This is a genomic window from Streptomyces sp. NPDC005574, assembly GCF_040605435.1.
GTDB lineage: Bacteria > Actinomycetota > Actinomycetes > Streptomycetales > Streptomycetaceae > Streptomyces.
Map to the genome: position 1 here is coordinate 1 of NZ_JBEXCW010000201.1, position 5,363 is coordinate 5,363.

Annotated in this window: 4 protein-coding genes and 2 pseudogenes; 2 read left to right on the forward strand and 4 right to left on the reverse strand. The window is 68.9% G+C overall.

Annotated elements, in window-relative coordinates:
* Window positions 1-397: 397 nt before the first annotated feature.
* On the reverse strand, window positions 398-1,219 hold the full coding sequence (locus ABZT03_RS42835; protein ID WP_356049562.1) for an NAD(P)H-binding protein: 822 nt from the start codon (window positions 1,217-1,219) through the stop codon (window positions 398-400).
* Between the two features lie 80 nt (window positions 1,220-1,299).
* On the opposite strand from ABZT03_RS42835, the gene ABZT03_RS42840 reads away from it, so the two are divergent.
* Both ABZT03_RS42840 and ABZT03_RS42845 read left to right on the forward strand, forming a co-directional pair.
* Window positions 1,300-1,899 (forward strand): TetR/AcrR family transcriptional regulator, encoded by a 600-nt coding sequence (locus tag ABZT03_RS42840; RefSeq protein ID WP_356049564.1) that lies wholly within the window; start codon window positions 1,300-1,302, stop codon window positions 1,897-1,899.
* Window positions 1,900-2,216: 317 nt separating this feature from the next.
* Window positions 2,217-2,441: a hypothetical protein gene (locus tag ABZT03_RS42845; RefSeq protein WP_356049565.1), complete on the forward strand. Its 225-nt coding sequence runs from the start codon at window positions 2,217-2,219 to the stop codon at window positions 2,439-2,441.
* Window positions 2,442-2,497: 56 nt separating this feature from the next.
* Here ABZT03_RS42845 and ABZT03_RS42850 read toward each other — a convergent pair.
* From ABZT03_RS42850 to ABZT03_RS42860, 3 genes and pseudogenes are all read right to left on the reverse strand, one after another.
* Window positions 2,498-2,986, reverse strand: a pseudogene (locus ABZT03_RS42850) (transposase family protein); the annotation flags it as partial.
* 230 nt (window positions 2,987-3,216) lie between these two features.
* Window positions 3,217-3,528 (reverse strand): annotated as a pseudogene (locus ABZT03_RS42855) (hypothetical protein); the annotation flags it as partial.
* A gap of 27 nt (window positions 3,529-3,555) precedes the next feature.
* On the reverse strand, window positions 3,556-4,950 hold the full coding sequence (locus tag ABZT03_RS42860; RefSeq protein ID WP_356049566.1) for a serine hydrolase domain-containing protein: 1,395 nt from the start codon (window positions 4,948-4,950) through the stop codon (window positions 3,556-3,558).
* Window positions 4,951-5,363 lie beyond the last annotated feature (413 nt).

Consider the following 5,363-nt stretch of genomic DNA (forward strand, 5'->3'; position numbering starts at 1 on the left):
TCGTCTGGCTGCTGGGCTTCGTCATGCGCTCGGCGGACACCGGCGGCCGCAAGGGCCGCTGGTATCGCTGGTAACCCAGCGACCAGCGCACCTCATACCGCGGGCCCCGGAGAACATCCGGGGCCCGCGGTCATGCTCACCATCAGAAGCATTTCGTCCGCGGTGACACGGTGTACCCGACATGTTCCCGGGCACCTGGCCTGATAGCTGGGGCCCGGTGAAGCAGCGGAACCTGCGCCTCCATCCACCGGACCCCAGCCCCTCCCCCGGCGCGGCGCGGCGCGGCGCGGCGCAAGAGGTTCGCCCAAGACGGCTGGTGCCGCTCAGGGCGACCGCCTCACCGACGACGAACCAGGTCGACCGTGTCACGGGCTGCCAGAGCACGGGGCGGTGCCGATCACCGGAAGGCCGCGGCGTTGCGCCGCGCCCACGTGGCGAACGAGTGGGCGGGACGATCGAGCAGATCCGACACGTCGGGGCTGACGCGCTGCTCTTCGGGGGTGGGTTCGCCGAGGATCGCCAGGGTGCCCTCGACCACGGGCAGGGGCATGAACCGCGACATCTGGGCGTGCGCTTCTTCACGGGTCTGTTCGACGAAGCGGACGGGTTCACCGAGCGCGTCGGCGATCGCAGCCGCTCGACCGCGAGGAGTGGTGGGCTCGGGGCCGGTCAGGACGTAGGTCGCGCCCTTGTGCCCGGCCGCCCGGAGAACGGCGGCGGCCACCGCGGCCACGTCATCGGGATCGACGAAGGGAAGCCCGACGTTCCCGAACGGGGCCGTGGCAGTCCGGTCGTTCCGGATCGACTCGGCCCAGGCGAACGTGTTCGACGCCATCCCACCCGACCTTAAGACGGTCCAGTCCAGGCCGCTGTCGGCGACGGCGGTCTCGAAGCGGGCCGCGTGCTCGTAGGCGTCAGGGCGGGTGCCCACGCCCTGCGAGGACAGCAGAACCACTTTCCGCACGCCGGCGTCACGCGCCTCGGCCAGAATGCCGCCGGGATCTTCCCCGGCCACCAGCAAGAAGAGGGCGTCGGCGCCGCTCAGGGCGGGGCGCAGACTCCTCGGGGCTGCCAGGTCCGCCGGTACGGCTCGCGCTTCCGCCGGGACGTCGCCGTCGGTGATGCGTCGGGCCACCGCCGTCACCGACTCCCCGGACTCGACCAGTCCGCGTACCAGTGTCCGTCCGACGTTTCCGCCCGCACCCGTCACTACGATCATGCCCAGTCCTTAGTTAGTTAGCTGACTGACTTAAGTGGACAATAGCACGCGGCGGCGGGCCGGTGTCTATAGTCAGTTGGGTGACTGACTCAGGAAACGCCCGGAGGCGAGGCACGGACAAACGCCGTCGCCTGGCGGCTGCGGCGGCGAAGGTGCTGCACGAACAGGGCGTCGAACGCACCACGCTGGCGGACATCGCGGGCGCGGCCGATGTCCCGGTCGGGAACGTCTACTACTACTTCAAGACCAAGGACGAGTTGGTCACGGCAGCCCTGAACGAGCAAACCGCTCACCTGACCGAGCTCACGGAGCGCCTGGACCAGCTGCCCGACCCACGCGACCGCCTCAAGGGACTGGTCGAGGCCTGGACCGAGCAACCCGACCTCACGGCCCGATACGGCTGCCCCACGGGCACCCTCGCCGTCGAACTCGGCAAGCGTGCTGACGGCACTCTCGACGCGCAGGCGGGCGTGGTGATCCAGCAGCTGCTGGACTGGGCTGAACACCAGTTCCGGGAACTGGGCCTGCCCGACTCGGCCGGCCTCTCCATGACTCTCGTGGCCGCGTATCAAGGCATGTCACTGCTCAGCAACGCCCTGCGCGACCCGAACGTCATGACCAGCCAAGGAGCCCGCCTGGCGCGGTGGCTCGACTCCCTGACAGCCGACGACACCGCCTGACGGGCTGACGCGGGGCCCACCTGACGTACGAGTCGGCGCCCCGGTCTCACCAGTCGACGTGCCAGGGGACGCGCGCCGCACCGTAGTTCCCGTATCGCCCTGCGGGCTCGGGCAGGGCCGGCGGTTACCGGCAGATCGCGTAACGCGTCGACCACGGGGTGCACGGCGGGTGTGTCGGGGGCTCCTGCTTCCTGGGACGTCATGGCCGGAATCCCAGGGATGGGCTACGACAGTGCCCGCAGCCCCGACTGCCCTTCCAGGAAGGGGCTTCACGCGTCCCCAGGCCGGCGCCGGCAGCCGCTGGCTACACTCCGACGGTGAACAACATACGGTGCAGCCAGTGCGGAACGGTCGGGCTGGAGCCGGGCTTCGTGGAGGACTCCGGGCAGGGCGCTCGCGGGTTCGCCCGGTGGATCCAGGGGGCCCTTGAGCGAGGCCCGCTGGGCGGAGCCAAGAGGTTGGGCCGGCCGCACTGGCAGATCGACGCCTTCCGCTGCCCCACCTGCGCCCACCTGGAACTCTTCGCCGCGCAGCGGGACTAACGGGCTGCCCCGCGATTGATTTTGGGGTGTGCCGGGCTGGGCGGCTGGTGGGTGATTCAGCAGGCCATCGTGCGGACGTGCACGAGTTCGGTGCTGGGCTTGCGGCGGGTGGTCCTGCGGGCGGCGCGGTCGGAGACGAGGGAGGCGACGGCGCGGTGGATTTCGCCGTAAGTTTCGCGGCGTCCGGTGTACCGCTGGAGTGGGCGCCACTGGCGGTGTTCGGCGTTGGCGTGCTCGACGCAGATCCGGCGGGAGGACTGCCGACGCTTGGCCTCGCGCCAGCCGTACCGCTCGGTCAGCGGCCTGTCGTCATCATCGAGTCCCTTGGGTTTCCTGGGCGGGGCCGGGATCTGGTCGGGGAACTCGTTGGCCAGGCCCCGGTAGCCGTCGTCGACCTCGGCCTTCACGCCTGGGTGCTGGCGGAACTGCTCGGCGATGCCCTCGGTGCGGACCGAGGTCTGGTCGTGCATCCGGCCCGGCCGTTCCGCCCCGGACCACAGAGTGCGTCCCTGGCCGTCGCTGACGGTTGTGGTCTTGATGGTGTTCTGCTTGCGCTTGCCCGAGACGAACGCACGCCGGCCTGGCCTGCCCGCTTTCGGGCGACGGACCTGGTTTCCATCCCGTCGATCCGCAACGTGACCTGCTCGGCCTCGGCATAGGCGAACACGTCCTCCAAGGTGCGTAGCCGCACCTCGGGCCGGTCAGGGACGGCGAACCCGCGGCTCGCGAGCAGCGGACGGATCTCACCGATCGCACGGCCGATGGTGGACGAACCCACCTCGTAGATCACGCCCAGGGCCTCGTGGGTGAGCCCGATCCGTAGGTGCACCAGCGTCACCAGCAGCCGATCGACAAAGACGAACTCGTACTTCGGCCCAGCCCCGGCTTCACGCTCGCGGGCACTGCCACGCCGGTCATGGCGCCCCGAGTCACACCGAGCCTCCCAGCGCGGAGCGAGCTCGGTGGCCAACTCGCCCAGATGTTGGTCCGAGATGCCGCAGAAGGCAGGATGGGACATGGCCGCGCGGGCCTGATGGGTCATCACAATCCACACAACTCGCGCGGCCATCGCCATGTCCCCACCCATGACGAAGATCACTCGCGGGTCATCTCATTACTTGGAGGCCATGGGAACCCGATTGAACAACCGGCCGGCGAGGTCGACCCCGGTGATCACACCGTTCTCGTCGCGGGTGAAAAAGCCGCGTTGCCCCTTCAGACCGCCGCCGGTGACGATGTATTCGTCCGCGTCACCGGGCAGCAGGCCGAGATCGGCCGGCGGGAGATCCGGGGGCAGTTCGGTGTCCGCCGCCGCGCGGATCTCCGATTTGATCCCGCATGCGATCGTCAACCCGGCCCCATCCGTGGCGATGGTAAGCGTCATCATGTCGTTCGCGTAGCTCCCGACGACTTCCCGTGCCTGCTCCTCGTCGTAAGGAAGAGGCTCCGGGTCCCGGTCGACAGCCCCGAGGTAGTTCTCGAGCGCCCACCGGACGGCGGCCTGGTTGAAGGCGAGGCCGCCGTCCGGGCCCGCGTTGGACAGCGCAACGACTGCGAAGTTGCGTTCGGGCACGATCAGCAGCTCAGTGAACTGACCGCTGGCCGATCCACCGTGGCCGACGGTGCGAACGCCGTCCACGTCGCGCAGGAACCAGCAGATGCCGAAGGCGTCGCCGAGCGTGCTGCCCCGCAATTCGACAGTCTGCACTTGCATCTGCTGCAGGACCTCGGCGGGCAACACCTGGGCACCGTCCTGTGCACGGCCGTCACCGAGATGGAACCGGGCCCAACGAAGCATGTCCGTCACCGAGGACGCGCCGCCCCCGCCGGGGTTGTTGCCGCGGCTGTCCTTCCACTGCCGCGCGACGGCCGGCGTCCCGTCTTCACCGACGTTGTGCCCCACTGCGAAGCGCCGTGTCATGACGTCATTGGTGGCGAAGGAAGTGTGCGAAAGACCCAACGGCTCGAACAGAAGCGAGGCAATGGCCTGCTCATAGGTCAGACCCGTGACCATTTCTATGATCCGCCCAGCCAGGTTGTACCCCACCTGACTGTAGGAGGCCCGGGCACCAGGCGGCGCGATCAGCTCCGACTCGGACATCTTTGCCACATACGCGGCCAGGGCATCGTCCCCCTCGCCGGTATCGACGCTCATCCTCCAGTCAAGGCCCGCAGTGTGGTTGAGCAGCTGCAACACAGTAATCTCCGCCGCGGCCCGCTCATCCGGGAGCACGAGCTCGGGAACATACCGGCGCACCGGCGCGTCCAGCTCGACCCGCCCCTCAGCGGCCAGGCGCATCAGCGCGGTCGCCGTGAAGGACTTCGTGACCGAGCCCAACACGAACAGCGTGTCCTGATCGACGGGCAGCGGGTTCTCGACGCTCGTCACGCCGTGGCACCCGCAGGCCTCCCGCTCGTCCACCCACACCCCGACGGCAGCACCAGGCACCCCGAACTTCGTGGCCGTCGCCTCGACGAACTCCGACAGCGTGTCCTGCTCATCGCTCATGACAACTCCCTCATCGAGGAAGGGGAGTGTTCCCCTGTCTTCAGCCATGATCCTTGCCCGTCCTCGGCGTTGACCGCTAGAAGATCGGAGAAGATGCGGGGCTGTTCTGGGCAGCCGGTCGGCCCGATGCGTGGCCCACCTTGGCACCGACCTGTCCGGCGCCACAGCTGCCGACCCGCCAGTCCAGCTGCTGAATCACCCACCAGCCGAACCCCCAGGCCGGCACACCCCAAAATCAATCGCGGGGCAGCCCGTAAAGGCTGTCCCGTAATCCCCGGCGGGCGCACGACGCCAGCTACGGCACCTCGCCGCGTTGTAGGATCGCCCGCATACGCCCAGTATGAGGACGACCCTCCGCCTTGCGATGCACCGCATCTGACGCCGCGCGCTGACCCACCGCGGATTACGGGACA